This window comes from Thermanaerosceptrum fracticalcis (assembly GCF_000746025.2).
Classification (GTDB): Bacteria; Bacillota; Peptococcia; order DRI-13; family DRI-13; genus Thermanaerosceptrum; species Thermanaerosceptrum fracticalcis.
Genome location: NZ_CP045798.1, coordinates 736181 through 762505, shown reverse-complemented (window position 1 = coordinate 762505; position 26325 = coordinate 736181). Strand labels below are relative to the sequence as shown.

Annotated in this window: 34 protein-coding genes and 1 pseudogene; 1 reads left to right on the top strand and 34 read right to left on the bottom strand. The window is 46.3% G+C overall.

Annotated elements, in window-relative coordinates; all coding sequences use genetic code 11:
- The 24 genes from BR63_RS03955 to BR63_RS03840 all read right to left on the bottom strand — a co-directional run bounded on the left by BR63_RS03955 (position 1) and on the right by BR63_RS03840 (position 18479).
- Positions 1-231 carry an exodeoxyribonuclease VII small subunit gene (locus BR63_RS03955; protein WP_034421468.1) on the bottom strand — a complete coding sequence of 77 codons (231 nt, stop codon included), beginning with the start codon at positions 229-231 and terminating at the stop codon, positions 1-3.
- Positions 224-1438: an exodeoxyribonuclease VII large subunit gene (xseA, locus tag BR63_RS03950; RefSeq protein ID WP_034421469.1), complete on the bottom strand. Its 1215-nt coding sequence runs from the start codon at positions 1436-1438 to the stop codon at positions 224-226. Before xseA ends, BR63_RS03955 begins: the two co-directional genes overlap by 8 nt.
- Positions 1425-2276, bottom strand: a complete 852-nt coding sequence (gene folD / locus BR63_RS03945) for a bifunctional methylenetetrahydrofolate dehydrogenase/methenyltetrahydrofolate cyclohydrolase FolD (protein ID WP_034421471.1) — start codon at positions 2274-2276, stop codon at positions 1425-1427. The genes xseA and folD overlap by 14 nt, the downstream gene beginning before the upstream one ends.
- A 184-nt stretch (positions 2277-2460) precedes the next feature.
- Entirely contained in the window at positions 2461-3855 is a 1395-nt protein-coding gene (gene gltA / locus BR63_RS03940; protein ID WP_034421473.1) for an NADPH-dependent glutamate synthase, read from the bottom strand.
- Complete coding sequence (locus BR63_RS03935; protein ID WP_034421475.1) at positions 3846-4685, bottom strand: sulfide/dihydroorotate dehydrogenase-like FAD/NAD-binding protein; 840 nt, start codon at positions 4683-4685, stop codon at positions 3846-3848. Before BR63_RS03935 ends, gltA begins: the two co-directional genes overlap by 10 nt.
- Before the next feature lie 13 nt (positions 4686-4698).
- Positions 4699-5664 (bottom strand): Kae1-like domain-containing protein, encoded by a 966-nt coding sequence (locus tag BR63_RS03930; RefSeq protein WP_034421476.1) that lies wholly within the window; start codon positions 5662-5664, stop codon positions 4699-4701.
- Positions 5665-5667: 3 nt separating this feature from the next.
- The gene (nusB, locus tag BR63_RS03925; RefSeq protein ID WP_034421478.1) at positions 5668-6102 is read right to left on the bottom strand and encodes a transcription antitermination factor NusB; all 435 of its coding nucleotides are present in this window, start codon (positions 6100-6102) and stop codon (positions 5668-5670) included.
- Between the two features lie 94 nt (positions 6103-6196).
- On the bottom strand, positions 6197-6415 hold the full coding sequence (locus tag BR63_RS03920) for a DUF2273 domain-containing protein (protein WP_034421479.1): 219 nt from the start codon (positions 6413-6415) through the stop codon (positions 6197-6199).
- An 11-nt stretch (positions 6416-6426) separates the two neighbouring features.
- Positions 6427-6963, bottom strand: coding sequence for an alkaline shock response membrane anchor protein AmaP (gene amaP / locus BR63_RS03915; protein ID WP_034421481.1), 537 nt, complete (start codon positions 6961-6963; stop codon positions 6427-6429).
- Between the two features lie 87 nt (positions 6964-7050).
- On the bottom strand, positions 7051-7452 hold the full coding sequence (locus BR63_RS03910) for an Asp23/Gls24 family envelope stress response protein (protein WP_034421482.1): 402 nt from the start codon (positions 7450-7452) through the stop codon (positions 7051-7053).
- A 119-nt stretch (positions 7453-7571) separates the two neighbouring features.
- Positions 7572-8144, bottom strand: coding sequence for a SpoIIIAH-like family protein (locus tag BR63_RS03905; protein ID WP_051965617.1), 573 nt, complete (start codon positions 8142-8144; stop codon positions 7572-7574).
- A 7-nt stretch (positions 8145-8151) separates the two neighbouring features.
- Complete coding sequence (locus tag BR63_RS03900; protein ID WP_051965618.1) at positions 8152-8739, bottom strand: hypothetical protein; 588 nt, start codon at positions 8737-8739, stop codon at positions 8152-8154.
- A 16-nt stretch (positions 8740-8755) separates the two neighbouring features.
- The gene (spoIIIAF, locus tag BR63_RS03895) at positions 8756-9385 is read right to left on the bottom strand and encodes a stage III sporulation protein AF (RefSeq protein WP_161781864.1); all 630 of its coding nucleotides are present in this window, start codon (positions 9383-9385) and stop codon (positions 8756-8758) included.
- 18 nt (positions 9386-9403) lie between these two features.
- Complete coding sequence (gene spoIIIAE, locus BR63_RS03890) at positions 9404-10588, bottom strand: stage III sporulation protein AE (RefSeq protein ID WP_034421485.1); 1185 nt, start codon at positions 10586-10588, stop codon at positions 9404-9406.
- A gap of 11 nt (positions 10589-10599) precedes the next feature.
- On the bottom strand, positions 10600-10986 hold the full coding sequence (gene spoIIIAD / locus BR63_RS03885; RefSeq protein ID WP_034421487.1) for a stage III sporulation protein AD: 387 nt from the start codon (positions 10984-10986) through the stop codon (positions 10600-10602).
- 9 nt (positions 10987-10995) lie between these two features.
- On the bottom strand, positions 10996-11193 hold the full coding sequence (gene spoIIIAC / locus BR63_RS03880; RefSeq protein WP_034421489.1) for a stage III sporulation protein AC: 198 nt from the start codon (positions 11191-11193) through the stop codon (positions 10996-10998).
- A gap of 15 nt (positions 11194-11208) precedes the next feature.
- Positions 11209-11727 carry a stage III sporulation protein SpoIIIAB gene (gene spoIIIAB, locus BR63_RS03875; RefSeq protein WP_034421491.1) on the bottom strand — a complete coding sequence of 173 codons (519 nt, stop codon included), beginning with the start codon at positions 11725-11727 and terminating at the stop codon, positions 11209-11211.
- Positions 11727-12743 carry a stage III sporulation protein AA gene (spoIIIAA, locus tag BR63_RS03870; protein WP_207724762.1) on the bottom strand — a complete coding sequence of 339 codons (1017 nt, stop codon included), beginning with the start codon at positions 12741-12743 and terminating at the stop codon, positions 11727-11729. Before spoIIIAA ends, spoIIIAB begins: the two co-directional genes overlap by 1 nt.
- A 229-nt stretch (positions 12744-12972) precedes the next feature.
- Positions 12973-13410 carry a CD1247 N-terminal domain-containing protein gene (locus tag BR63_RS03865; protein ID WP_034421492.1) on the bottom strand — a complete coding sequence of 146 codons (438 nt, stop codon included), beginning with the start codon at positions 13408-13410 and terminating at the stop codon, positions 12973-12975.
- Positions 13411-13489: 79 nt separating this feature from the next.
- The gene (efp, locus tag BR63_RS03860; protein WP_034421494.1) at positions 13490-14047 is read right to left on the bottom strand and encodes an elongation factor P; all 558 of its coding nucleotides are present in this window, start codon (positions 14045-14047) and stop codon (positions 13490-13492) included.
- A gap of 21 nt (positions 14048-14068) precedes the next feature.
- A complete protein-coding gene (locus BR63_RS03855) occupies positions 14069-15139 on the bottom strand; it encodes a M24 family metallopeptidase (RefSeq protein WP_034421495.1) in 1071 nt (356 codons plus the stop codon).
- Positions 15132-15587 (bottom strand): type II 3-dehydroquinate dehydratase, encoded by a 456-nt coding sequence (gene aroQ, locus BR63_RS03850; RefSeq protein ID WP_034421496.1) that lies wholly within the window; start codon positions 15585-15587, stop codon positions 15132-15134. The genes BR63_RS03855 and aroQ overlap by 8 nt, the downstream gene beginning before the upstream one ends.
- A 74-nt stretch (positions 15588-15661) precedes the next feature.
- Positions 15662-17008, bottom strand: coding sequence for a TldD/PmbA family protein (locus tag BR63_RS03845; RefSeq protein WP_034421498.1), 1347 nt, complete (start codon positions 17006-17008; stop codon positions 15662-15664).
- Between the two features lie 49 nt (positions 17009-17057).
- A complete protein-coding gene (locus BR63_RS03840; RefSeq protein WP_034421500.1) occupies positions 17058-18479 on the bottom strand; it encodes a TldD/PmbA family protein in 1422 nt (473 codons plus the stop codon).
- A gap of 289 nt (positions 18480-18768) precedes the next feature.
- Between BR63_RS03840 and BR63_RS03835 the strand changes: the two are divergent.
- Positions 18769-20006 (top strand): annotated as a pseudogene (locus BR63_RS03835) (IS110 family RNA-guided transposase).
- 162 nt (positions 20007-20168) lie between these two features.
- Here BR63_RS03835 and BR63_RS03830 read toward each other — a convergent pair.
- The 10 genes from BR63_RS03830 to BR63_RS03785 are packed head-to-tail and all read right to left on the bottom strand — an operon-like array spanning position 20169 to position 26249.
- Positions 20169-20762 carry a hypothetical protein gene (locus BR63_RS03830; protein ID WP_034425526.1) on the bottom strand — a complete coding sequence of 198 codons (594 nt, stop codon included), beginning with the start codon at positions 20760-20762 and terminating at the stop codon, positions 20169-20171.
- Entirely contained in the window at positions 20725-21309 is a 585-nt protein-coding gene (locus BR63_RS03825) for a PilN domain-containing protein (RefSeq protein ID WP_034425524.1), read from the bottom strand. Before BR63_RS03825 ends, BR63_RS03830 begins: the two co-directional genes overlap by 38 nt.
- Positions 21306-22244, bottom strand: a complete 939-nt coding sequence (gene pilM, locus BR63_RS03820; protein ID WP_034425521.1) for a type IV pilus biogenesis protein PilM — start codon at positions 22242-22244, stop codon at positions 21306-21308. The genes BR63_RS03825 and pilM overlap by 4 nt, the downstream gene beginning before the upstream one ends.
- Positions 22245-22268: 24 nt before the next feature.
- The gene (locus BR63_RS03815; RefSeq protein ID WP_034425519.1) at positions 22269-22538 is read right to left on the bottom strand and encodes a late competence development ComFB family protein; all 270 of its coding nucleotides are present in this window, start codon (positions 22536-22538) and stop codon (positions 22269-22271) included.
- Between the two features lie 19 nt (positions 22539-22557).
- Complete coding sequence (locus BR63_RS03810; RefSeq protein ID WP_034425517.1) at positions 22558-23673, bottom strand: PilX N-terminal domain-containing pilus assembly protein; 1116 nt, start codon at positions 23671-23673, stop codon at positions 22558-22560.
- A gap of 4 nt (positions 23674-23677) precedes the next feature.
- Positions 23678-24187: a PilW family protein gene (locus BR63_RS03805; protein WP_034425514.1), complete on the bottom strand. Its 510-nt coding sequence runs from the start codon at positions 24185-24187 to the stop codon at positions 23678-23680.
- Positions 24180-24551, bottom strand: a complete 372-nt coding sequence (locus tag BR63_RS03800) for a type IV pilus modification PilV family protein (RefSeq protein WP_034425510.1) — start codon at positions 24549-24551, stop codon at positions 24180-24182. Before BR63_RS03800 ends, BR63_RS03805 begins: the two co-directional genes overlap by 8 nt.
- Before the next feature lie 15 nt (positions 24552-24566).
- Positions 24567-25019, bottom strand: a complete 453-nt coding sequence (locus BR63_RS03795; RefSeq protein ID WP_034425507.1) for a GspH/FimT family pseudopilin — start codon at positions 25017-25019, stop codon at positions 24567-24569.
- Positions 25020-25029: 10 nt separating this feature from the next.
- Positions 25030-25773 carry a prepilin peptidase gene (locus BR63_RS03790; protein WP_034425505.1) on the bottom strand — a complete coding sequence of 248 codons (744 nt, stop codon included), beginning with the start codon at positions 25771-25773 and terminating at the stop codon, positions 25030-25032.
- 56 nt (positions 25774-25829) lie between these two features.
- Positions 25830-26249, bottom strand: coding sequence for a competence type IV pilus major pilin ComGC (locus BR63_RS03785; RefSeq protein ID WP_051966237.1), 420 nt, complete (start codon positions 26247-26249; stop codon positions 25830-25832).
- Between the last annotated feature and the right edge of the window lie 76 nt (positions 26250-26325).

The window sequence follows — 26325 nt, the reverse complement described above, 5'->3', positions numbered from 1 at the left end:
TTACTCCTCCCTGAACTCTTCCGTTACATCTTTAAGCTGTCCGTCCTGGGTCAATACCTGTATCTTTTGCGCCACGCGGTCCAACTGCTGCTGGCAAATTCTTACCAGGCCGATTCCCTCTTCAAAATAAGTGAGCCCTTCCTCCAAACTAATATCGCCCTGTTCCAGGCGCCGTACGATTTCTTCCAACCTTTTAATATTTTCTTCGTAAGTTGCCTTCCGGTTAGTCACACTCTTCCTCCTTTGCCACCACGATACAGCCGAGAGAACCTTTATATAACCGGACCTTTACCTGTTCATTGATCGAAACATGCCTGGCCTCAGTCACTATTTTCCCTTCACTGTTTTGGCAAAGACTGTACCCTCTCCCCAGCGTAGCCAGGGGACTCAGGGCATGCAGCCTGCCGGCAATCACGTGCAAATGATATTCTGCTTTGCCATGCAATTCCCTGGTGCTTTTATAGAGTGAGCTTTCACATCTGCTTAAATGATCTTGATAGCGGTTTAACCAGCGTTCCGGTTTTTTCATAACCCCCGCTTCTTTGAGATAAGCTAAGCGCATGTTCTCACGCTCCATCCGCCCTCTCGCTGCCCGCAATAATCTTTCCTTATACTTGGAAAGGGAATTTTCCAATTCCCAACGTACAGGTACTACAAGTTCTCCGGCCATAGAAGGAGTAGCCGCCCTTACATCGGCCACCAGGTCAGTAATGGTCCAGTCTATTTCGTGGCCGATAGCCGAAACGATGGGTTTCGTGGAGGCAAAAACAGCATCAGCAACGCTCTCTACATTAAACACACTAAGGTCTTCGGCGGAGCCGCCTCCTCTGGCCACGATGATTACATCTATTTCCTTTCTCCCATTTAAAGCCCTAATTCCCTCTACTATGCTTTGGGCCGCCTTTTCACCCTGAACCCCTGCGGGAAATAAAATAACCGGCATACCCGGGTACCTTTTTTGTACAACTCTATATATGTCCCTAATGGCAGCTCCCGCAGGTGATGTAACCACACCTATGGCCCCGGGCAGATAGGGTATGGGTTTTTTACGTTCCGGAGCAAAATATCCTTTTTTCTGTAATTTTTCTTTTAACTCAGCTAAGGCTAAAGCCTGCAAGCCCACACCCGCCGGAATAATCTCTTCTGCATAGAGCTGCACAACCGTATCTTTAGGATACGATGACACATAACCCCGGACCAGGCAATCCATACCATCTTTGGGCAAAAAATTCAAACGCCAGGTCTTGCTTTTAAACATCACGGCACGAAGCGTACATTCCTTGTCTTTTAAAGAAAAGTAGAAATGGCCTGTGGAATGATGCTTAAAATTAGATATTTCCCCTCTTATCCAGAGATTAGATAAGAGGGGATCATCATCCAGCAGTTTTTGAATATGAAAGGAAACTTCACTAACGGTTAGAATCTTATTTCCGCGCATAATTAATGGCCTCAAGTGTATTGAAAAGCAGCATGGTAATGGTCATGGGTCCCACCCCGCCGGGCACCGGCGTAATCCAGCCGGCCACTTCCGCAGCCGAGGAAAAGTCCACATCGCCCACTAACTTCCCCGTGGGCAAGCGGTTGATGCCCACATCCAGAACAACTGCCCCCGGTTTCACCATCTCACCGGTAATAAAATTGGGCTTGCCTACAGCTACCACCAGGATGTCGGCAGTCTTCGTTATCTCGGAAAGATTCCTGGTACGGGAATGACAAATGGTCACTGTGGCATGTTCCTGGAGGAGTAAGGCCGCCATGGGTTTCCCCACAATATTACTGCGTCCCACCACTACCGCCTGTTTACCGGCGATGTCCAAACCAAGTTCCTGTAATATTTTCAGGCAGCCATAAGGCGTACAGGGAACTAAACGGGGACTCCCAATAAAAAGCTGCCCCATATTAAGGGGATGAAAACCGTCCACATCTTTATCGGGGCTGATGGCCAGGATGATTTTTTCTTCATGAATATGTTTGGGTAAAGGAAGTTGTACCAAAATCCCATGAATGTCAGGTCTGGCATTCAGTTTTTCCACCAGGGCCAGCAGTTCCGCCTCCGAAGTGGAAGCAGGCAGTTTCATGACTTCAGATTTAATACCCACTTCCTGGCAAGCCTTAGCCTTATGCCCCACATAAACCTGAGAGGCCGGGTCCTCACCCACGAGCACCACGGCTAAACCGGGCAATATTCCCTGGCTCTTTAAGGCTTTCACCCTTTCCATAATGGCTTCTCTAAGCTTAAGAGCTATGGCCTTACCGTCAATCACTTGTCCGGGCATGAGCATCCTCCCTCATACTTGTTTCGTTTAACGCAAACCGTAAACCGTGAACGGTGAACAGTAATAGTAAACGTTTTCCGCTTTCCGACATCCGACTTCTGATTATTCAGTGACCAGAGACCAGTGTCGGGAGTCCGGTTCATAAACTGGTCACCGGTCACTGCTAACGAACTGCGAACTGTACTCACTTTTCAATTCCCTGGAGATACCGGTGAATGGCTCGGGCTGCTTTTTTGCCTGCGCCCATGGCTAAAATAACGGTAGCCGCGCCTGTTACAATATCACCGCCGGCAAAGACATTAGGTAAGGAAGTAGCTCCTGTTTCTTCATCAGCCTGGATATTGCCTTTTTTGGTGAGAATTAAACCCGGAGTAGTCCTGGGTACTAAGGGGTTAGGTCCCTGTCCAATGGCTACCACCACTGTATCTACTTCCATATCAAATTCGGAGCCGGGAATAGCTACCGGTTTACGGCGGCCCGATTCATCGGGATCACCTAAGGCAAACTTCTGGCAAGTCATAGCTCTTACATGCCCTTTTTCATCACCTTTATAAGCAACAGGACTAGTCAGGAAGAGGAACTGGACCCCTTCCTCCCTGGCATGTTCCACTTCTTCGTGCCGGGCAGGCATCTCTTCTGCAGAACGGCGGTAAACAATGTAGCTTTCCTCAGCCCCGAGACGGAGAGCAGTACGGGCAGCATCCATAGCTACGTTACCAGCCCCTATGACTGCCACTTTTTTACCAATTTTGATGGGCGTAGCATATTGGGGGAAGAGGTATGCTTTCATCAGATTGGTCCTGGTCAGAAACTCATTGGCTGAATAAATACCGTTCAAATTCTCCCCTGGAAGGTTCATGAAGTTGGGCAGTCCTGCACCTGTACCGATAAAGACTGCATCATAACCTTCCTCTAAAAGGTCAGCAATGGTTGCTGTTTTACCTACCACAAAATTAACCTGGATATCCACACCAAGTTTTTTAATATAATTGATTTCTTGCTGTACTACTTCCTTGGGCAAACGAAATTCAGGAATCCCATACATCAATACCCCCCCTGGCACATGGAGGGCCTCAAAAATCGTTACCTGGTAACCTAATTTGGCTAAATCGGCGGCCGCTGTTAAACCAGCAGGTCCTGAACCGATAATGGCCACTTTCTTGTTAATAGTTTCCACTTTTTCCGGCTTAAGATTCACCTGCTCCCGCTCCCAATCAGCGACAAAACGTTCCAGGCGCCCAATGGCCACGGGTTCTCCTTTTTTCCCTAATATACAGTGCATTTCACACTGGTTCTCCTGGGGGCAAACCCGGCCGCAAATCGCCGGAAGATTATTTTTGTTCTTAAGAATTTTGGCAGCCCGGGCCGGGTCATCTTCTTTTAAAGCTGAGATAAATTCGGGAATATCCACCTCTACCGGGCAGCCCTTTTTGCATAAGGGATTTTTACAATTTAGACAGCGACTGGCTTCTTCCCTGGCCATCTCGGACGTATAGCCCAGGGCCACTTCTTTAAAGTTCTTCACTCTCTCCTTGGGATCCTGGGCCGGCATTTCTACTCTGCTTTTTCTTAATGACATCCGCAGCCACCTCCACATTGGCCCTTGGCCAAAATTCGTTGTTCCTCATCTTTAAAAATGGCCAGACGTTTCATGGCAAGATCAAAGTCAACCTCATGCCCGTCAAACTCCGGGCCATCCACACAGGCAAATTTTGTTTCCTTCCCTACAGCTACCCGGCAGGCGCCACACATGCCGGTGCCGTCGACCATAATGGGATTAAGACTGACAATGGTCTTTACGGCAAAGGGCCGGGTCGTATTGGCCACGGCTTTCATCATCACCATGGGTCCAATGGCCCATACCCGCTCTATCTTCTCTTTTTCCAGCAAATCTTTTAACACATCGGTAACAAAACCTTTTCTCCCCTCACTCCCGTCATCGGTGGCTATGAGCAGCTCATCACTGACTGCGGCCATTTTTTCTTTCCAGAAGAGGAGGTCTCTAGAGCGGGCGCCGATGATGGAGATAACCCTGTTCCCGGCTTCCTTTAAGGCCCTGGCAATGGGATAAATGGGAGCTATCCCTACTCCTCCGCCGATGCATACCACTGTTCCGTAATTTTCAATTTCCGAAGGTACGCCTAAAGGACCTACCAGATCTAAAATTTTTTGCCCTGCCTCATATTCGGCCAATTCCCTGGTAGAAGCGCCAACAGCCTGGAAGATAATGGTGATTGTACCCTTCTCCCTGGAATAATCGGCTATGGTTAAAGGAATTCGTTCAGCTGTTTCATGGAGCCGGATGATGACAAATTGTCCTGCTTCGGCTTTGGCCGCAATTCTTGCCGCTTTTACTTCAAAGAGGTAGATATTGCTGCCCAGCACCTCATTTTTCAAGATTTCGTACACTCCTCATTCCTCCTTAATTTTTGCTCCTGTCCCGGGCAATAAGACTCACACCTACTGCGTTATCACTGCTGTATTTGGGTTCGGGAAAATACAGTTCTGCCCCCACAGCCGGGTGCTGTAAGCGTGTCTTAAGCCTTTCCCGGATATATTGGTTGGCTGCCACCCCTCCCACCAGTAAGACGCGGGTGGTTTTCAACTCCCTCAGCGCAGAACGTATGATCTTTTCTAAGGATAAGGCTATACAGTGTTCCACTGCACGCGCTACAGCGGCTGGTGTCTCTCTTTTCTGCAGCATTTTTTTGGCCATTGTTTCCGCTCCGGAAAAACTTACATTATACCCCTTGACATAGGAAGGTATCATAATCTCATGTTTTTCCCCGCACTGGGCAGCTAATTTTTCCAGATGAGGTCCTGCGGGAAAGGGAAGCCCCATAGCCACACCTACCCGGTCGATAAGCTGGCCTGCGTGAATATCTAAGGATGCACCCAAAGTCTCCACCAGGTATTCCCCGGGATTTTCTCTTTGGGCCTGTACAGCCAGGAATTCCGTAGTTCCTCCTGAAAGATGTACCACAAGAAAGCTGTCCCAGTCCTCTGCTTTCGCGGACCAGAGACCGGCTTTCACATGTCCCTCCTGGTGACTGGTTTTAAATAAAGGAACTTTGAGCAGGTTGGCAAAGCTTTCCGCAAAAGATAATCCTGCCGTAAAAACGGGCATATAGGAATCTTCGCGGGGCCTGGGCCGGGAGCTTACACCGATAGCTTTAATATCCCGGACAGGAATATTTTCAAACAAGTTGTACGTCAATTCAGGGAGGTTCTTTAGATGCTGAAAAAGGGCTGCCGATTGTCTCAGCCCTTGTTGGCCTTTAGGTACGGGTAATAATTTTCTCAGGTCTCTTAAGAGATTACCCTCATGATCCACTATGGCCAGGGAAGTGGTATAACAACTTGTATCCACACCTAAATAGATATCCATAGCCTATTCTTCTGTCTTCGCCACTTTCTTTTTTATTTCCGGTAAATGCTTAATTATATTACCTAAAATCCCGTTGGTAAAGCGGGCCGATTCTTCACTGCCATAGCTTTTGGCTAACTCTATCGCCTCATTGGTGGCTACAGCTTCCGGAACATTATCGGAATATAAAATTTCAAAAAGGGCCAAGCGCATAATATTCCTATCCACAGTGGCCATTCTTTCCAATTCCCACTCCACGGCAAACTGCCTGATGATCTTATCGATCTCAGCCAGGTGAGCAACAACACCGTTGATTAAATACAAAGCAAAATTCTTGGTAGAGTCGTTAACATTTTCTTCCAGAACCAGTTGTTCCAGAGTGGTAATAGGCTCGTTGCCGCTAATATCCCGTGCAAAGAGCGCTTTCAGGGCGAGTTCTCTAGCCAGCCGCCTTTTCAAAAAAGTTATCCCTCCTTTTGTTTCCCTTATACCACGGCATAAGTGCAACTAAGGCTTCCGCCTACGCTTACGCTTGGCCCAAGCCAAGTTTTCTTTATCTCTCCCGGAAAATTCTTTCCATAACTTCTTTAAGACTTTCATTGTCATCCACACGTTTACCGATAATATACCCTACATAGATGCAACACGCAATAAAAATTGTTTGTAAAAAGCCTACGGTAATAACAAGTATACTAAACAAAAGCCCGAAAAATATACCAAAAATCTTTCCCCGGTGAAAGCGCATCAGTTCTGTTAATACTTTTTCCCACATCTTACTACCCCCTATTCTACCCGGGCCTTATTTTCCCAGCTCACTTTATTCACCAGGACCCTTACTTCTTGGACGGTAGTGCCGGCGGTCTTCTGCATATAATCCCTGATGGTTTTCTGGAGATCAGCAGTAATATTGGGTATGTTTACATCAGGCAGCACTTGTATTTTTAGTTGTATGGAGAGCCCGGTGGGTGTGTTATTGATAAACGGTTTGATATCCCTGATCCCGTGTATACTCTTAGCCGCTTTTAAAACTAAATGTTCCAGGGCAGGCAAAGTAATCTTGATTTGCCCCAGATTAGTTTCATGGATGGCTGTCTGCATGACGGGTTTCTTTTTAAAACTGCTTAAAAACAGGGTTAAGGAGGCTATAAAGACAAAGCCCCCTGTTAACCCAAGCACCCAGGGATTAGTACGATATAGGTAGTTTTCTACGTAAGTGACAGGGGTTGTCCAACCTAGAGCAGCCAAGACCAATACCACAGAAATCATTAAATACCCAAGGGACATGATACCGATAAACATGCGATCCCAATTATAACCCATGCTAACCCTCCTCTTTTAGCAAAAGACCGGACATATAGTATCAGGCAGTTTACCCTTTAAGGAAGTAGGCCCGGCAGGGCCTACTTCTCATTTGACACGGGGATGTTCCTCGTCGCGTAGTTCATGGGGAAAGGCTACCCCCTGAACATGTACATTAATCTCAACCACGCTTAATCCTGTCATGCTTTCGATGGACTTTTTCACATTTCTTTGTATTTCATGGGCTACTTCCGGAATTCTCACCCCAAATTCCACAATCACAAATAAATCAACGGCGGCCTCCTTTTCTCCCACCTCTACCTTCACGCCTTTAGAGGGGTTCTTCTTCCCAACCAGTTCTGCAATGCCGCCGACAATACCGCCACTCATACCTGCCACACCTTTGACTTCCGTTGCCGCCAAACCTGCAATAATGGCCACTACTTCATCAGCGATCTTAATCGAACCGACCTCAGTAAACGTCGTTTTTTCCGGCAGGTCCTTTTGCATCTCAACTCCACCTCCCTCAGTCTACCTTGAATATTATACCAAATTCCCGGTCTCTTCACAAACAATGGTTATATCTGAGAAGTAAGAAATGAGATGTGGGAACATCTCACCTCTCATATCTATTTGGTTTTAGGAACTATCACCACATCCTCCATTTTACACCCCACCACTTTTACCACCATATCCGCAATCCGGGCAATTTCATCCTGGCGAAGGCCATTGGAGGCGATGATCACCATCACAGATTCCGGCTGTATAACGACGACGGCGTCTTTAAACCCTTTGGCGATTAAAGCATTTTCCACTTTATACTCTTTTTCCAGGTTATCCGCAATCTTGATCAGCTTCTGTTGGGCTTCTTGACGCATTTGCGCTGAGGAATTGGGGTTGTTCACGATCTCTCTTAAGATTTCCACTTGTTCGCTGCGGGTCCTGTCCCGCTCGATCCTGTATTCCCCGAAAAAGCTGTCACTGGAACTTTTCGTTTCTTGAGGCACAATGGTTACAGTGGGTGAAGGCTCGGTATTGTTAGCCGGTGCGGTAACAGGTTCCGAGATCGGTGCTTTATCTTTTAGAAGTGATGCTTCTTTGGCCTTATCCAATCCTATGTACCCTAACCACACAAAAGATATACATAACAAAACCAACCCAAACAAAATGAGGTTCTTCATTCTAATAAATATGGTCGTCATCTCTTTCTCACCTACTTTCCTTAGGAAGTACCATAACCCGGTGGGCAGGCAGGTCTAACATAGACTGGACGGCCCGGCTTAGCTTTGAGCGGATTTCCACATCCTTGGCGCCTTCAGCTACTACCACAATTCCTTTGATCTGGGGACCCAGTTCTTTCACGATGACCGGTTCTCCCTTCCCCTGGGCAAACACTAATTCCGCTTTCTGGTTCATTTCCGTAGTGGTTCTGGTTCCCCCCCCGGTGTCTTTTTCCTCAATGGTGGACTTGCTGTCCGTTGTATTACGGGCATAATCGTGGGCGGGTCCTGCCGTGAGACTGACAGAGACCGTTACCTTGCCGGCCCCTTCCACCTGGCACAAGATCTGGCTTACCTGCTGGGCCAAAGCGCTTTCTACCGTACTTAGAGGATAAGGGGCCTGTTTGGGATCTGTCTTCTCCAGTACCAGATTGGGAGCCTGGGACAGCGGTTTACTCTTACCTAAGAAGAGTCCTGGCATGACCAGTAAAGCAATCCCAAAGAGGACTACCACTCCCACACCCCAGTAGCCGTATTTTCCCCTGGGATTCGTTAATGTTTTGAAAAACTCACTCATTTTTTCACCTCCGCTCTTATGAAAAAACAACTTTAATAATTTTAGGATTTATGCCGAAATAATTGCTCAAAGTGTTCTTTATTTCCCTTTCCATGCGCTTATGTTCCTCGTCAACAGTTGCCTGCGCGTCTTTGGCTCCTTCACTTCCCGCTGTTCTTTCTTTACTGCCTATGCGTACCGGTTCAACGGGCTTCACCGAACTGCTCTTTTCTCCACTTGCTTTTGTATCTACCATAACCAGAACACTTTCGATTCCTTCCAAGGCGCCCAACTGCTTCCCTCCTTTGAGTTCTACCTGTACCTCCACTTCTTTAATGCCTTTCACCAGTTTTACCAAAGCCTTCATTTGTCCCTCGATACGCCTGCTGTAATTTTCTAAAAAAAGGGATTGATTGGTGGCAGTCAGTTGATCACTTTGGGCCAAAACGGTGTTGGCTGTGGAAGTGCTGGTTTTTAACTGCCAGGTCATGACTTCAAAGTCCTGCCCTTTGGTAAAAAGATTCAAGATAGGATTCAAGAGGGTCACCAGGATGAAGAGTCCCATCACCACTTTCACAAAACGCTGCATGCTGCTGGAGGGCATAATCAGGTCGATAAAGGTTGTCAACAGAACGATGATCACCACGTTACGCACAAGTTCCTTCAATATCTCCAGGGAACTCACCTACCTTAACATCACTGTGAAGTTGGCCGCCCCAACGATGATGGTTATAGTGAGGAAAAACATAATGGCCACACTGGTTACGGCGGCAAACACCATAAATAAGCTTCCGGCCATATCTTCCAGGGTATCAGCTATTAAGGAGTCACCCAAGGGCTGTAAGAGGGCGGCAGCCAACCTGTAGATTACCGCCACTGCCAGTATTTTCAAAACAGGAAACAGGACAATCACACTTAGTACCAGAACCCCTGTTAAACCTATGGCATTTTTTAATAATAAGGAACCTCCGATGACCGCATCCAAAGCATCGGCAAACATGCTTCCCGCCACCGGAACAAAAGCGCCCGTGACAAATTTGGCGGTTCGCAAAGAGACGCCATCAACCACGGCGCCCGCTACACCTTCTACAGTAACAATGCCGATAAAGATAGTAAGAACGAGACCAATCCCCACTTTGGTAAATTGCTTTAGCAATCCGGCCAGGCGGGAAACTTTAAAACGGTCGGAAATATTATTGGCAATGGAAATAACAGCACACAGAAAAATCATAGGAAAGATGATTGTTTGAATAAAAGTGGCCATGACACTGAGGGAGACCATCAGAAAGGGCTGGAGGAGAGCCACACTGGTCAAACCTCCCATAGCCGTAAGCAAAGCCAGTAACACAGGTAACAACACCTGCATAAACTCAACCATTTTATCAATAGTGGAAAGACCCGTAGTGACCGCCACTTTAAAGGAACCGATGGCCAAAGTAATTACTACCAGATAACATACAAAATAAGCCAGTTTGGCTACTGTCCCGTTAGCAAAGGCCGACTGGAGATTTTGCAAAACCACACAGACGACAGCTACAATTAAAAGCTTACCCAGCAGAGTTAAGTTGCCTAATATCTCCTGGAAAAGGTACTGGAAAATACTTTTTAATACTTCCTGGGGAGATAAATCCAACTGGCCCTTCTTAAAGTTTTCAATCATCCGCTCCAAGGAAATGTCTTTAATATAACGTCCTACTTCCTGGTCAACCTGGATAATAAACTCTTCCAGGTCATGGAGGTTCAGGGTATCCAGCTGTTTTTCCATAACCGACTGGGGTGTCAACACTTCATTTTTTTCTGAAGCGGCGCTGAGGTGGCAAGGAAACAGCAAACACAAGGAAATAATAAGATATATTAATATTCTTCTCATAATTGATCACCTTAAGGAATGAGCCGGAGAACAGATTCCAAAATCGCCACGATAATGGGCAGGGCCAAAACCATCACTAAGATTTTTGCTGCCAGCTCTATTTTGGTGGCAATTGATCCTTCCCCCGCGTCTTTGCAAACCTGAGCCCCAAACTCTGCAATATAGGCAATGCCAATTATCTTGAGGACTGTCGTCAGGTAGAACATATTAATGTTAGCCCGGGATGCCAGTTCCTCCAACACTTTTATCACAGCACTTACCTTGCTGACGGCAAAAAGGAAAATTAAGAGCCCCGTAGCCATACTGATAAGGAGGGCTATTTCTTTATTCCGCTCCTTGACGAAAACGGCTAATATGGCCCCAATTAAGCCGATGCCCACTATCTGCAGGATCTCCATAAGACACCCCTACGACAAAAAGAAGACACTTTTTACCCTGGTCAGGAGATCAGCGATGAGCTGAATGACCATAATCAGGGCGATGGATACACCGGCCAGGGTAGCAATAAAGGAGTATTCCTCTTTACCCGCCTGTTTCAGTACAGTATGAAAAATTGAGGTAAGGATGCCTATCCCGGCTATCTGAAAAATTAACTCAATATTCATAGCTACTCCCCTTTTTTAAATCAAGATAAGAACAATTACGGCTCCCAAACAGAATCCTAAATACTGCCACATTCTCTGGTATTTTTCCATCCTCTGCACGGCTGCCACTTCGGCCATGTGGAGTTGTTCTTTCACCAGGGCCAGGTTTTTTAGCTGGTCTTCTTTGGCGGAAATCCCCAGTCCATAGCCAAACAATGTTAAGATATTGATTTCTTCGTTGGTCAGGGGTATCTCCTTGACCAGGGCCTTGACTCCCTCCCGCCAGGCCTCACCTGCGGTAACACCTTTTTTATTTGTTAACAGCCTGGCCGCATGTTCAAACAGTATCCTGCTTTCGCTGTGTAATTTATCGGCTACTCTCTTTAAAGCCAGGGGCAGTGGTGTAGAAGTGTAATTGATTTCCGTTTCCAGTAAATTCAATCCACTCTGTAACATCCGTAACAGTTCCACTCTTTTTTTATACATCCGGGCAATATTCAGCCCCAGGTAGCCGCAGCCACTGATGATACACAGAGCACCGATGAATTTCACCATTAGCTGCTCATCCTTTCCAGTGTTTTTCCGTCCCACACCGCTTCAATGGTTCCCACTCCCCGGCGGCGGCTCAGGAAAACCAAACGCTCAAAATATCCCCACCGTAAAAGCTCTTTTAACACAGGCCTTTCCTGGAGTTCCTTGAGACTATGGCCATGGACGGTGGTAATCACATTTACTCCCGCCTGCAGGGCCTGGTAAAGGGCTTCTATATCCTCTTCCCTGCCAATTTCATCGGTGGCCACCACCCGCGGCGACATGGAGCGAATCAACATCATCATCCCCTGGGCTTTGGGGCAGGCATCCAAGACGTCAGTGCGTAAACCAATGAGAAACTGAGGTTGTCCCTGGTACATACCGGCAATTTCTGATCGTTCATCCACCAGGCCTACATTGACCCCCGAAAAATGCATACGGGGGATACCGTCACTTAACTGGCGTACCACATCTCTCAGCAAGGTAGTCTTGCCGCACTGGGGCGGCGATATTATCAGGGTGTTGTAAATGCGGCCCTCGTTGATTAAAGAGGGCAGAAGCTTGTCAGCACAGCCTGGAACCTCACGCCCAATACGATAATTTAAGCCGGAAATTTCTTTTAGGGTTTTGATTCTTCCCTTGTCCAAAACACCTTTACCTACGATCCCCACCCGGTGCCCCCCCGGTATGGTCAGATAGCCGTTCTTTAACTCGTCTTCCCAGGCATATAGAGAACTCTGGCTTAAGATTTCCATGCCCTGCTCAATATCCTCACGCCTGACAAGATAACCACGGCCATAATCGTTGGTAAGTTTGCGGTCAGGGTCAACGGTTACTTCCTTTAACCCCATGCGGATAAGCAGGGGGCGCTCAATGCGCATCCGTATTTCTTCAATATCTTGGAGGTAAAACTTTAAATTGTGCTCCATTAAATGACGAATATTATTTGGCAATGCTTGTAACCAGGTATTGGGTTCAAAAACCTCACTGCTTATCATTTTCGTTACCTTGTTTTCTTTACTTATAGTAATGGTCGTCACACTGCTGCCACCCCCATGTGTACCGATATCCGATATTCCCCTTTCCGACGTCCGATTTTTTGGTAACCGGAGCCCAGTGTGCGGTGTCCGGTTAATTTACTGGTCACAGGTCACTGTAAAAATATCTACCAACCAACAACTAACAACTACCAACTAACTTTGCTGGACAATAAAATATATTGTCCTCTGCCTGATTTTATGCAAAAAAAAATAGACAGCCTTTTGCTGTCTATTCCTCATCTTTTTGTTCTTCTCCGTCATTGACATAGACGACTTCATCACAGTTCGGGCAGGTGACCTCAATCACGTCATCATCGGCCAGGATACCCGCTTCAAAACGGACGATGTCGTGGCATTTGGGGCACTCAATTTCTACAAAGCTGCCCTCCTCCTCGTCGTCTTCGTTGTCCTCGTCGTGGTCATGGCAGCAGCAGCCTTCTTCATAACCGTAAACTTCGTCTTCCAGATCGCCTAAATCCTCATCAACTGCCTCAATATATTTTTCCAATTCTTCCTGGTATTGAGCCATTTCATCCACGGCTATACTCATTTCTTCCAGGACATCGATAATAGCGGAAATAATTTTCCCTTCTTTAGTACCTTTATCCAGGTCTAAACCTTCCGCCAGGCCCTGGAGATAGGCTATTTTTGCCTTTAAATCACTCACAGTTTTATCCTCCTTAATGAGTATTACTGCTATATTATACCTTATTTATCTATAATTAAACATTAAATCCACTTTAAAACTAAGCACGGCTTACATATTGCCCTGTACGGGTATCAATAATGAGGGTATCACCTTCATTGACAAAGAAAGGAACCTGTACAACCAGGCCCGTTTCCACGGTGGCTGGCTTACCGCCGCCGGAAGCCGTATCTCCCTTGATGCCGGGTTCCGTGGCTACCACCTTTAATTCCACTTGCTTGGGCAGGTCCATGCCAATGACCTGGCCTTGATAAAAAAGGATTCCTGTATTCATATTTTCTTTTAAGTACTTGGGGGCATCTTCCAGAACACTTTCCGGCAAGGAGATCTGTTCATATGTCTCTGTGTCCATAAATACCCAGTTGTCTCCTTCTTTGTAGAGGTACTGCATTTCTTTACGTTCAATGTGGGCTTTTTCAAATTTTTCGCCTGGGCGGAAAGTTTTCTCTACCACAGACCCGGTTTTAATGTTTTTGAGTTTACAGCGTACAAAAGCTGCACCTTTTCCCGGTTTAACGTGCTGGAACTCCAGGAGCTGCACTACATCTCCTTCCAGTTCAAAAGTTAAGCCAGTGCGAAAGTCTGATGTTGAAATCATATTTTCCCTCCTACATATACATTACTTTTTCATCAGAAAAATATTTTTAGGGGATTTAGTTAAGATTTCACAACCGTCAGGGGTTATGACCACCAAATCTTCAATTCTTACACCGCCCCACCCGGACAGATAAATACCGGGTTCAACAGAGACAACCATTCCCGGCTCCAGGATAGTCTCATCACTGGGGGCTAATCTGGGTCCTTCATGAATCTCCAGGCCTACACCGTGCCCCAGTCCATGACCGAAATTCTCTCCATATCCCGCTTTGCTGATGATGTCCCGGGCCACCGCATCGGCTTCCCTGGCTTTCATACCAGGCCTGATGACTTTATATACTTCCTCCTGGGCTCTTAAAACCAGGTCATAGATCTCTCTTTGCCGTGCATCGGGTTCACCCATCACCACTGTCCTGGTCATATCGGAATGACAGCCGTTGTATACTGCGCCAAAATCAAGGGTTACCAGTTCCCCCGGGGCAATGGTCTTATTGGTGGCTATTCCGTGGGGTAAGGACGAACGAACACCCGAGGCCGCAATAATATCGAAGGCATTCTTTTCCGAGCCCAAACGGCGCATAAAAAACTCCAGTTCCAGGGCGATTTCTTTTTCCGACAAACCTACCCGAATAAAATCCATAATATGTAAAAAGGCCTTGTCGGCAATTTCCACGGCTTTCTTCATATACGTGATTTCTTCCGGTGTTTTAATATACCGCAGCTCTGCACAGAAGTCCTTAACCGGCACCAGATCAACTCCGGGAAGATTCTCGTGGAGCTCCTGGTAGACAGCAATGGTGATAAATTCTTTCTCCAGGCCTAACTTTTTAACTTCATATTTAGTCACTAACTCCTGGAGAGTTTTAACCAGGGGAAAGCTATGTATCACTATTTGAAACTCAGGAGCCTGCTGGGCCGCCTGGTCTTTATAGCGGAAGTCTGTAAGCAGAAGATTGGCCTCCGGAGTAATGAGGAGCATGCCACTGGTCCCCGTAAAACCGCTTAAATATCTCCTGTTGGTAGGTTTTGCGATCAAAAGAGCATCCAGGCCTTCTGCCTGAAGTGTATTTTTTAATTGGGAGAGTTTATTCAAGCATTGTTCCCCCTTGTTTCAAATAATAAGCTGCCGCCTCCAAAGCCAGCTCATAACCCAGGGTACCCAAACCACAGATCTGTCCCTGGACAATGTCAGCCAGCAAGGATTTATGCCGGAAGGACTCCCTGGCATAAATATTGCTGATATGTACCTCAATAACAGGAATCTTAACGCCCAAAATGGCATCACGAATGGCCACACTGGTATGGGTATAGGCAGCGGCGTTAATAATAATATAATTATAGATTCCTCGGGCTTTATGAATAAACTCTACAATCTCTCCTTCATGGTTAGACTGAAAACAGGTAATCTCCAGGTTTAAAGTCCGGCCTTTTTGGATGAGCCTTGCGTGGAGCTGTTCCAGGGTTTCCTGACCATAAAAAGATTGTTCTCTCTGTCCTAAGAGATTCATATTGGGTCCTTGAATTACACAAATCTTGGCCATCTTGTCCACCCGCTAATTCCGTAATTTTCCTCAAGCATTTTACCATAAACCCATTGATTTTCCTAGTCTTTTCTTTAAGTACCGCTGATGCTCATGGATTTTATCCTGATGGTAGGGGCGCCCTTGGCCACGTAGAAGGTCAGGTCATTGCCTACCATGTCGATATCCAGAAGCAAATCTTTTAAATTGCCGGCCATGGCTACCCCCCGGACGGGCCGGGTCATTTCGCCATTTTCTATAAGTAAGCCCGAGGCCCCCAGGGAAAAATCTCCCGAAATAGGATTGGCCGTATGCATTCCCATGACATCGGTAATATATAACCCCTTCTGGATATCTTTGATAATGTCCTCTGGGGAGACAGGACCCGGTTTTAAATATAAATTGGTGATACCTACTTCAGGTGTCCCTTTGTAGGACCCGCGCACGGCATTGCCCGTAGATTTCAGCCCAAACTTTTTGGCCGTGTAACTATTATGCAGGAAACCCATGAGTTTCCCTTCTTCGATCAAAGGCGTGGCAGAAGTGGGTATACCTTCGCCGTCAAAAGGCGATGACCCCAGCCTCCCCGGCATAGTGCCGTCATCTATAATGGTCACAAGAGGATTGGCTACTTGCTGTCCTTCTTTTCCTTTAAGAAAAGATTTGCCTTTTAAGACGGCTTCGCCGCTAAAAACATTTTGTAAAACACCCAAAAAATTCGTTACGATATAGGGATCCATAACCACGGGCATACGGGCTGAAGGGATGGTTTTCGCTCCCAGCATGCGAATGGCTTTTTGCCCGGCTTCCCTGCCAATTTTTATAGGGTCTAACTCCTGATAACGCAGCGCATACTCCATGGCAAATCCCGTTTGGTTATCGTCATTCTCCTGTCCCACCACCACAGCATAACCGCCGCAGTAGGATCCGCGGTATGCGGCCTGTAGGCCAAGGGAATTAAAGATACAGATCTGATAGCGGGAGTCTTGGTATGCTGTCCTTTCCGTTATTTTGACCCGGGGGTCAAAGGCACGGGCTGCCTGCTCGATTTCCTGCGCAAAACGAATTTTTTCCTCTACCGGGGTCTCGAAAATACGCTCATCGTATAAAGCCATTTCATGATAGGCCGAAGGCGGCGCCGGCAGTTCCCAGTTAGTATCGCTGACAGATTCCCGGGAGTTATGGAGAGCCATTTCCACCACTTTGTTCAAAGCCTCTACCGACAAATCGGAAGTAAAAGCATAACCCAAACGGTTGTCCACAATTACCCGCAAACCCAGGCCCGACTCCTGGGCCAGTTTCAGATTCTCTACCTTCTGCCGGGCTACCTGAATGGTAAGCTCCTCCGAATTCACCAGAAATACTTCGGCGAGAGAAATCCCCTTGTCTTTACTCTTTTCCAAAACCTGCTGGGCTAAAGAAAGATATTTTGTCTCAGTCATAACCCCATGAACCTCCCGCTCAGTTTCATAATAAAGGCTAAAGGCTCCCCTATACTCTTCTGATCTTCACCTGTCCATTGCCGGGACCGCCGGTTCCGCCAATAATCAATTCTTTAATGCTCATGGTAGGCTGAGCATCGGAGACGGGCGCCCCTTGCCCTTCTTTGCCGCATACGCCAATGGTAAAGCCCAGGTCTTTCCCCACCCTTTCCACCAGCTGCAGAGTTTCGGGGCCGTTGCCGGTAAGGGTTGCCCCCCTTACGGGATGAAGGATTTCTCCGTCTTTGACCAGGTATCCTTCGGCTACGTCAAAGACATAATCCCCGTTGGTTGTATTCACCTGTCCGCCGCCCATGGCAGTGACCAGGAGCCCATATTTTAATTCCTTGATCATTTGTTCCGGATCTTCCTTGCCAGAAGCGATATAGGTATTGCGCATCCGGGGAATAGGCCTGTCCTTGTAAGATTCCCGGCGACCGTTGCCTGTGGATTCCCGTCCCTCTTCCCTGGCTGTCTGGTAATCATACATATACTCTTCCAGTATACCCTTGTTAATGAGAACTGTTTTCTCCGTGGGGTGTCCTTCGTCATCATAACGCAAGGAACCAAACTTCTTGGGAAGGGTGCCGTCATCGATAACCGTGACCAGGGGTGAAGCTACCTGTTCACCTTTTTTACCTGCATAAACAGAAAGCTTTTTCTGGACAAGATCAGCTTCCAAACCGTGGCCGCAAGCCTCGTGTACCATGGTCCCTCCTGCCTGTCCCGCCATGACTACGGGCATTTTTCCCGTAGGAGCGGGTTGGGCCGAGAGCATCAACACTGCCCGTTGGGCAGCCTTCTCCCCGAGGCTGGCCGGGTCATTTTCTTCCAACAGTTCAAAACCCATGATTCCCCCCACAGACTGGAACCCGGTCTGGATGACTTCACCTTCGGCAGCCACGGCATTGACGGATAGACGGGTCCTCACCCGGGTATCCTCGACAAAGATATCATTCGTATTGGCGATGGTGACCTTTTGGATCACATCTCCATAACTTACAGAAACCTGACGAATCCGGGGATCCACAGCACGGGCAGCATTATTGGCTTCCATCACCTTAGCCGCCTTGCTCTTTATGTCCACGGTATCCGGTAATTTTTCCACGGTAAATTCCAGTTTAGAAACCGGGGTGGTAAAATTCAAGGCCTGAAAACTCGATTTTGTTTTCTGGGCCGCTTTGCCGGCCACTTCCGCCACCTCTAAAAGCCGCTGCAGACTCAAATCGTTGGTGTAGGCATAGGAAGTCTTATCCCCGGCTATCACCCTGATGCCCACACCTTCATCTATCCCGGAATTAATCCTCTCGATACGGTTATCTTCACAACTGATACCGGTAGTCACTTTATGTTCCCAAAAAAGCTCGGCAAAATCTGCCCCATGACCCATGGCCCGCTCTAAAATCCGGGCTATATCTTTTTTATCCATCATCTCACACCTCGAAAACCTAAAAACCACCCATGCCTAGAAGGCACAACCAATTATGAAAATATGTAGAAGTGATTACAATGGTCTAATTTTCTGCTACATTGGAATTATCAGGGACAAAGGTTGATTGTATTTTGATGGTATAACCTCGACTAAAAACCTAACCTGATTGCCTTTGAGCACGGCCAATTGTCGCCCCTTGTTTTTAAGGACTTGGGAACAGCACGGGTACTAAACTCCATATTTTCTCGGGCAATCATCCCTGAAATCCATTGGAGCAGGAGTGAGTCGTATGCAAGACATTCTGGAAATTTGTTGTGGTCTTGATGTCCACAAGGAAACTGTTGTCGCCTGCTTATTAAAAGGCAATGTTGACGGGGAACCAGTTAAAACCATCCGCACTTTTTCCACCCTTCTTGCTGGACTTGATGAACTAAAAGCCTGGCTGGAAGAGGAAAACTGCCGGAATGTGGCTATGGAAAGTACTGGTGTTTATTGGCAGCCTGTATATAACGTACTGGAAGAAGCCTTTGACGGCAGTATGGTTTTGATTGTTACCAACGCCCGGCACATGAAGAATGTTCCTGGCAAAAAGACCGACATGAAGGACGCTGAATGGATAGCCACTCTCTTGCGTGCCGGATTGTTAGAAGGAAGTTTTATCCCCTCGAAACCTATCCGGGAACTCCGTAATCTGACCCGGTACCGTAAAAGCATCGTCGAGGAAATTACTTCCCAGAAAAATCGGATTGAAAAGCACTTACAAAGCTGCGGCTTTAAGCTGTCAACATTTCTCACCGATATATTCGGCGTATCAGGCCGAGCAATTATAGATCACCTTTGCTGCTACGGGAAGATATCTGCCCGCGAAGTAGAAACATTTGTAAAGGGGCGCGCTAAGAGCAAGCTCCATGAGATCAAACAGGCTGTCAATGGTAAAATGGATGTTCACCAAAGGGAGTTCCTCAAGCTTTTGCTAGGGTGGCTGGATCAGCACTACGAGCATCTTCACCAGGTAGAGCAAAAGCTTGAGGAAAAACTCAAGCAATATCAAAGACAACTGGAGCAACTGGACGGCATCCCGGGGATTGACAAAACCGCCGCTGCTGCAATCTTGGCGGAAATCGGCATTGATATGAGCCGATTCAAAACCGCGGAACATATCTGTTCCTGGGCGGGCTTAAGTCCTGGTAATAATGAAAGTGCAGGAAAAAAAAGTCCACCCGTACCACCCATGGCAACACCTATCTAAAACGAATCCTTTGCGAAATTGCCTGGTGCATCACCCGAATACGCGATAGCTATTTATCGTCTTGGTACTGGAAGATAAAACAACGCCGCGGGGCCAAGAAAGCTCTCATTGCATTAGCCAGAAAGCTCCTCGTGATCATTTACAACTTATTGAAGAAAGATGTTGACTACGACGAGACATCCTTTGAAAAAGCTAAACAAAAACAGGAAAAATTCCGTGTAAAAAGAATTATTGCCGAAGCTAAAAAACTCGGTCTGGAGGTGAGAGAAGTCCAGTAAGCTGTCTAACAGTTATATCCTCCAGAAGGATTAATCCGTCAGATGCATGAACTTGCATCTGCTAGTTCGTTATTGTCTTTTTTGCCTTACAAGCATATTGATTATTTGATAGGGTTATTTTCGTACTAACTCAAAGATTACTCTCAAGCTATACTTTTCCATTTATTTAAAGGGATTATCCCTCACCGGCAGGGAACTTACATCTTTTTTGGCATAATTCTCGGGAATAGCCATGAAAGTCAGCTTCATTTCGGCTGTCAGCTCTTTACTGTCTTTTGCAGGCTGGATAGTTAAACCGGACATGCCCGCAAAAGATGGATATTCCTCCAGGCTCTTTAGTAGGGCCAGGATAGCCTGGTACGAACCGGCAAAGGTGACCTTCATACTGCGCTGTTCTAGATTTTCTTTGGTCACCACAGGCTCAAAAGTAATGTTTTGAATATCCACTTGGGCTAGCTTACTTTTATCTTCCAATAATATGATAATTTCCTGGGAACTTAAACCTACCCCCAGGCTCTGCCGAATAGTCCTTAATTCCTGGACCATCCGGTCTCTTTCTTCGGTTGTAATAGCACCGGTGAATTTATAAATATGGGTTAACTCTTTATCTAAAGCGGCTAACCTGTTCTTCAAGTTTTCCCGGTAAGCCAGCTGGGGTGTTAAGACGTACACATATAAAACCCATACTGTACAAACCAAAAGCAAAGGCAGGAGAATTTTAAGGCGTGGATTCTTTTGCAGGAGGCTTTTGCCCATCCGGTTTACCCCCTTCCTTTGGCAAGGCAGCCGTTAACTCAAAGGTTATAACGCCTTTATCATTTCTATTCACTTTAATTACTTCTATACTGCTAAACCAGGTAAGCTCCCGCAAGACAAAAGCATACTGGGCTACCAGAATCCGACTGGTACTCTCACCCTTAATCACTAATCGGTCGTCTTCTTTAAGGCTTACCTCACTGAACTTGACACCGGGAGGAATGACCCTGGCTATATCGGCCAGTATCTTGGACCAGTCTATTTCATCCTGTTTGACCATACCGGATAATCCCCGTAATCGAGTAATCTCATTTTGCAGGTTTTCCAGTTCCCTCACCCGTTCCCTTAACTGGGTTAACTGTCCCAGGGACTGGGTAAGATTCTGGGTCTGGTTTTCCAGTTCTTTAATTTCCCACTGGAACTGGGCGTATATAAATCCTAACCAGAAAAAAAGCGCAACCCCGGCAATGGTCATCAAGAGCCTTGGTATATGTACCAGGGGTTTAGGCTGAAAAGCCGGCGGCAGGAGGTTGGGTTTTTGGATCAAAGTACCACCTCCCGCAAGGCCATGCCTAACGCCAAAGTGGCAGAATCATCAATTTCACCGGAATAATTTAAAACTTCTGTTAGTGAGGAAATGGGCAAATAGGTGACGGGATAGGTTAGCCCCCCCTGGAAAGAAGCCAGGGCTTGTCCTGCCCCTTTTCCCCACAGGTAGACATTGCTGGTTTGCGGGCGTTTAAGATTAAGATGGTAATAATCAAAGGAACGCTGCACTTCCCGGAAAATATCTCCCATCAGATAAGGGTCGTTGTTATAAGCAAGAGGAATGGTATGGACAAACTGCAAGGTATCTCTTTGATAAAAAGCTACCGTGGTTTTCTCGGCGCTTAACTCTACGCTGGCCCAGGTGTCTTCCAGGGCAGGCCAAACACCCCTGGCAGCGGCAAAACTCCGCAAATACAAGTAAGCCATAGGCTCCACGTCTATGGCCAGTATCTTAAGTCCAGCTTCTTTTAATAAAAGACATAACTCATTTAAGACATTCTCTTTGACAGCCACAATGAGAAGGTCCTGGTAGATAGCTCCTTCCACATCAATGACACCCAGCTTCAGGTAATCCATGGTGAACTGGTTGTTGGCCAGGGCAATGTACCTCCTGGCTTCCCATTCCAGGGCTTGCTTTAATTCTTTTTCAGGCATAAGGGGCAGCCTGACAGAACGAATAACGGCCTGGCGGGAATTCACGGCGATACTGGCCCGTACACCCTTGAGACGGTTTTCCTTAACCAGGGGGGCCAGGATATGAACTAAAGACTTGCGGTCTGCAATGACCCCATCGGCATAAGCACCCTCAGGTACAGGCAGAGATATAACTTTCCCCAGTCCCAACTCTTTTTTTCTACCCTGTTTCACATGGACTAATATCATTTCTTCCGTTCCTACACTAAGGCCTATATATTCCCTGGTCCTAAAAAGCATGATGACAACTCCTAGAATGTTTGTTTATGCTAAATGACGGGGATTTTTACTTACCTGTTCCATGGCTTTAACGACTTCCGCGATGACATCCGTATTCTGCTGCTGTTCCAGCATTTTGATCTTGGTGTAGACACTGCCATGCTGGCTTACCACGTAGTTGGGCTTCAGCCTGTTCAAGGCCATAGCCAGCATATCCAGGCGGCACTGCTCGCATGTGCAAATATCCCTTCTCTTAGCCAGCATCTCATCCAGGACTTGTCTTACCCAAATTTCTGTATAGTTGACCAGTTCCATACTTTCTCCTCCTTACACACTACAAAGTGTACTTGTATCCCCATGAGTCCAGACTCACGACGATCTCGCTAATTTCAGCGGGTACAATCGGTACGGATATATCCTCTTTATAAGTAATCGTAGCATTACTGTTTACGGTTAGACTGCTGCAAACCACGCTTCCTTCAATTTCTACATTGGAATTAACCACCAAAGAATTTTTCGTAATAAGAATTCCCGTGAAATCCACATTGCTGTTTATAATGGTATAGCCGGTATCGTAGATAAATAAATTATCAGCATCCGTGTTTGAATTTAAGATTATATTCTTACCTGTCAATACTAAATTTTCTAAATCAGTGTTGCTGTTTACTGTTATCCCTTGATTTGCAGCCATAGTAAATCCCTTAAAAGTCCCGTTTTCAAGATAAACTTGCCCCGTTGCCTCAATAATCGTGCCGTTTAAAGATAAATTACCATGGCGCAAATAAATATCCCCGTTAACTTTATAGTATGGAAAACCGGTTTTAAACACATTTAAATCAAAAACTGTACCGTTAATAACGTAAGGTGACCCTAACCCCGCCGGTTTATACCAGTCTGTGGGAAGTTCAGGAAATCCTATACTGTTATCCTGGTTATGGGGAGGATAAGTTGTATGTTTAATACGATGAGGATGATTGAACATGTAAGGACCAATTAAGGAATCCTCTTTAACAATGGTGCTCAATGTATTGCTAGATACCGCAAAGGCCGTCAATCCCCGGGACAAATAACCCCCGCCTTGTTTTACAGTGCCTTGAGCAGTCAGCGTATATTTGCTGTTGCCAACCATACCTGTGGATTCAATTTGTACAGTTTCACCACTCTTTGAAAACAAGGTAATCTGGTACTTGGCCTCCAGGTTGCCCGGGCCCACTATTCCCACAGTAACAGGGGTGTCTGGCGGATCATATGAAGGATTATCCTTTAAATGGGCCAGGGTTTCTTCTATGCCGGCCTCTGCAGCATAAAAAGCCTGGACAGACCGGATCTGGTTTGAAGCTATATTAGCCTCGGTAGCCCCTGTCTCCAAAAGGGTCATTCCCAGGGCAAGAATTAGGAACATGGCAAGGACGGTTAAGAGCAGGGCCGCGCCTCGTTCATTTTTTAGCATGGCCTCACCTCCGGGGGAGAAACTTGCCCCGCAGGGCTATACCAGTATTAATTTCTATCAGTTCTCCCGAAGGCAGTTCAGTACGCAATAGTACATTTACTTTCTCACAATCACGGTATGTACCGTTGGGTTCATAGGAAAACTCCACCAGCTTGAGATAGCTGGCCACAGGTTCAGCCTGTTTTGAGTCTTCCTTTCTTTCCAGCACTTTGCCCGTTAATCCCCCCGGACCCCAGAGGCTTTGCGTCACCAAATAATACTTTATAATTTTATTTCCCGGAAGTTTTAACTCCAATTCATCATGGTCAGAATTACCGGTCACTTCTAAAGCTAAGCGGATATCACGGGTTATTCGTTCCATGGCCAACCGTAAATTCTGCTGGGCCTCCACTTTGACCTCACCTTTGCCCCAATCACGCAAGCCGCTGTCCAGAAGGCCTCCCACGCCAGCCATCAACAATCCCAGGATGGTAATACTGACCATGAGTTCGATAAAGGTAAAGCCTCTAGTCATACCACTCACCCATTTTCGTTAATAAGCTTATGGAACGTTCTTGTCCAGCCAGGTTATAATATACAGTTACTTTTACCTGCTTCAGGCGTGAACCGGCACTGTTGACATGAACTTCATAAGAATAATCAGGATGGCCTGCTATTGCCTGGCGAGGACTTGAACCTAAGCCTATACCTTTCAGATGCTGCAGTTTTAGATCCTCCATAATTTCCTGAGCCAAACCCACAGCCTCTGTGGAAGAATTTCCATGTTTGAGGCTAAAATGGGCCGTAGAAAACATGCCAAGCATCGGCACTAAAGCAATGCCCAGTATTACAATAGAAACAACAATTTCCAAAAGGGTGAAACCTTGTTGATTTCTCATTTCATGACACCTTCTCTAAGGCGTGGAAGTAGGGGAAATCCGAATCCTACCGGATCGATATACAATTACATAGAGCATTTTGGAAGGATTATTTGTTAAGGCTAAAGTTACGGTACCGTTTTCTGCAGCCCCTAAGGCATTAAAATAAAATTGCGCGCTGCCGTTGAACTGAGCATAAACCATTTTAACATCAGCGGGTAAATACTTGGGACCCAGGATATTGGTGGTTCCTATGCTGGCTTTGTAATAGTTATTTAGAAGATCAAAATTGACCCTAACCGGGGTTTCTCTGGAAATAGCAATTTCTTGAGCGTTTCTTAAATCCGAGGCCAAAGAGCGGGCGGCAGCTTTTAGTTTCTGTTCCGCTAAAACATCACCAACAGAAGGCATGGCGACTGCCGTAAAAATCCCTATGATAACGGTTATCACCATAACTTCTAAAAAGGTAAAACCCTGCTTATTGTACACTTTAACACCCCTAAAACAAGTTCCAGTACCACTGGACAAATTGGTCCCGGAAAAAGAAAATTACGAGAAAACCAAGTACAAGAAAGGGCCCAAAGGGAATAGGGTCTCTCCTTTTTTTTCTCTTCAAAGCGATTAAAAGAATTCCTGTAATACTTCCCACCAGGGCTCCCACAAAGAGGGCATAGAACACGCCGGGAAAGCCCAGCCAGAAGCCCATGGCGGCTGTGAGTTTTATGTCCCCGCCCCCCATGCCTCCCCGGCTTACTACAGCCAGAAGAAAAGGAATGGCAAAACCCACAGCTAATCCTAAGATACGATTGAGAATACCCATTTCCTGGCTAAAAAAATGATAAACAACTCCCCCTGCCAGTAAAGTAATGACCAGGCTGTCAGGAATGAGGTAATGTTCTAAGTCGATTTGGCCAATTACCAGAGCCAAGGAAAAGAGAAAACACCCGGCGACGCCCCTGGCAGAAAGACCATAATAATAGATGATGGTCATCCAGCCCAGGGCATTGACAATTTCCGTCACGGGATAACACCAGTGTATCTTTTCGCCACAATAACGGCATTTTCCTCCAAGGAAAAGAAAACTAAAGACAGGAATTAAATCCCGGGGTTTAAGTTTTGTATTGCATGAGGTGCAGTGGGACGGGGGATAAGCGATGTTTTCCCCTCTGGGCAGGCGGTAGATAAGGACATTGAGGAAGCTGCCAAAAATAAGGCCGTAGGCAAATGTTAAGAATAACGTCATACCAAGTCTCCTTTACATAATAAAGGAGCCCCCGTAAGGGGGCTTTACTAGTATTATTATAAATTAGCCGAACTGCATACAAAAGATTCTGGTGTAGTGAATTGATATACAGTTTCACCTGAATCTAAAGCACCATTACCATTAGTATCACCGCATAATACTGCTACATCATTTGTAGGATCCCATGCATAGCTCTGACCAGCAACTGGAGATTCTGGCCATTTCTTTAAATATGCTGTAATTAAATTAGTAATACTATTTGGATAATCTCCTGTATTCACCTTATAAATTTCTGCAGCAGAAGCTATTGTTTTTAAATCGGCTTTAACCTTACTAATTTTTGCTTTTCCCGATTGATCACCCAGTTGTTGAACAGCTAATGTCGCTAAAATACCTAATACTACCACAACAACCATCAACTCAATTAACGTAAAACCTTTCCGGTTTTTCAGCATTCTCCAGAAAAAATTTAACATTCTCCTTTACACCTCCTTTTTTCTTTCTGTCGAAATATATGTATATTGTTAATTGTAAGGCTTTTATCCTTTTTCT

What these genes read in the sequence shown, in the direction of transcription:
- xseA (WP_034421469.1), bottom strand. Translation starts at nt 1,438, where the DNA reads ATGCGCGGAAATAAGATTCTAACCGTTAGTGAAGTTTCCTTTCATATT.
- folD (WP_034421471.1), bottom strand. Translation starts at nt 2,276, where the DNA reads ATGCCCGGACAAGTGATTGACGGTAAGGCCATAGCTCTTAAGCTTAGA.
- gltA (WP_034421473.1), bottom strand. Translation starts at nt 3,855, where the DNA reads ATGTCATTAAGAAAAAGCAGAGTAGAAATGCCGGCCCAGGATCCCAAG.
- BR63_RS03930 (WP_034421476.1), bottom strand. Translation starts at nt 5,664, where the DNA reads ATGGATATCTATTTAGGTGTGGATACAAGTTGTTATACCACTTCCCTG.
- BR63_RS03920 (WP_034421479.1), bottom strand. Translation starts at nt 6,415, where the DNA reads ATGTGGGAAAAAGTATTAACAGAACTGATGCGCTTTCACCGGGGAAAG.
- amaP (WP_034421481.1), bottom strand. Translation starts at nt 6,963, where the DNA reads ATGGGTTATAATTGGGATCGCATGTTTATCGGTATCATGTCCCTTGGG.
- BR63_RS03910 (WP_034421482.1), bottom strand. Translation starts at nt 7,452, where the DNA reads ATGCAAAAGGACCTGCCGGAAAAAACGACGTTTACTGAGGTCGGTTCG.
- BR63_RS03905 (WP_051965617.1), bottom strand. Translation starts at nt 8,144, where the DNA reads ATGACGACCATATTTATTAGAATGAAGAACCTCATTTTGTTTGGGTTG.
- BR63_RS03900 (WP_051965618.1), bottom strand. Translation starts at nt 8,739, where the DNA reads ATGAGTGAGTTTTTCAAAACATTAACGAATCCCAGGGGAAAATACGGC.
- spoIIIAE (WP_034421485.1), bottom strand. Translation starts at nt 10,588, where the DNA reads ATGAGAAGAATATTAATATATCTTATTATTTCCTTGTGTTTGCTGTTT.
- spoIIIAD (WP_034421487.1), bottom strand. Translation starts at nt 10,986, where the DNA reads ATGGAGATCCTGCAGATAGTGGGCATCGGCTTAATTGGGGCCATATTA.
- spoIIIAC (WP_034421489.1), bottom strand. Translation starts at nt 11,193, where the DNA reads ATGAATATTGAGTTAATTTTTCAGATAGCCGGGATAGGCATCCTTACC.
- spoIIIAB (WP_034421491.1), bottom strand. Translation starts at nt 11,727, where the DNA reads ATGGTGAAATTCATCGGTGCTCTGTGTATCATCAGTGGCTGCGGCTAC.
- efp (WP_034421494.1), bottom strand. Translation starts at nt 14,047, where the DNA reads ATGATTTCAACATCAGACTTTCGCACTGGCTTAACTTTTGAACTGGAA.
- aroQ (WP_034421496.1), bottom strand. Translation starts at nt 15,587, where the DNA reads ATGGCCAAGATTTGTGTAATTCAAGGACCCAATATGAATCTCTTAGGA.
- BR63_RS03845 (WP_034421498.1), bottom strand. Translation starts at nt 17,008, where the DNA reads ATGACTGAGACAAAATATCTTTCTTTAGCCCAGCAGGTTTTGGAAAAG.
- BR63_RS03840 (WP_034421500.1), bottom strand. Translation starts at nt 18,479, where the DNA reads ATGATGGATAAAAAAGATATAGCCCGGATTTTAGAGCGGGCCATGGGT.
- BR63_RS03830 (WP_034425526.1), bottom strand. Translation starts at nt 20,762, where the DNA reads ATGGGCAAAAGCCTCCTGCAAAAGAATCCACGCCTTAAAATTCTCCTG.
- pilM (WP_034425521.1), bottom strand. Translation starts at nt 22,244, where the DNA reads ATGCTTTTTAGGACCAGGGAATATATAGGCCTTAGTGTAGGAACGGAA.
- BR63_RS03815 (WP_034425519.1), bottom strand. Translation starts at nt 22,538, where the DNA reads ATGGAACTGGTCAACTATACAGAAATTTGGGTAAGACAAGTCCTGGAT.
- BR63_RS03810 (WP_034425517.1), bottom strand. Translation starts at nt 23,673, where the DNA reads ATGCTAAAAAATGAACGAGGCGCGGCCCTGCTCTTAACCGTCCTTGCC.
- BR63_RS03805 (WP_034425514.1), bottom strand. Translation starts at nt 24,187, where the DNA reads ATGACTAGAGGCTTTACCTTTATCGAACTCATGGTCAGTATTACCATC.
- BR63_RS03800 (WP_034425510.1), bottom strand. Translation starts at nt 24,551, where the DNA reads ATGAGAAATCAACAAGGTTTCACCCTTTTGGAAATTGTTGTTTCTATT.
- BR63_RS03790 (WP_034425505.1), bottom strand. Translation starts at nt 25,773, where the DNA reads ATGACGTTATTCTTAACATTTGCCTACGGCCTTATTTTTGGCAGCTTC.
- BR63_RS03785 (WP_051966237.1), bottom strand. Translation starts at nt 26,249, where the DNA reads ATGTTAAATTTTTTCTGGAGAATGCTGAAAAACCGGAAAGGTTTTACG.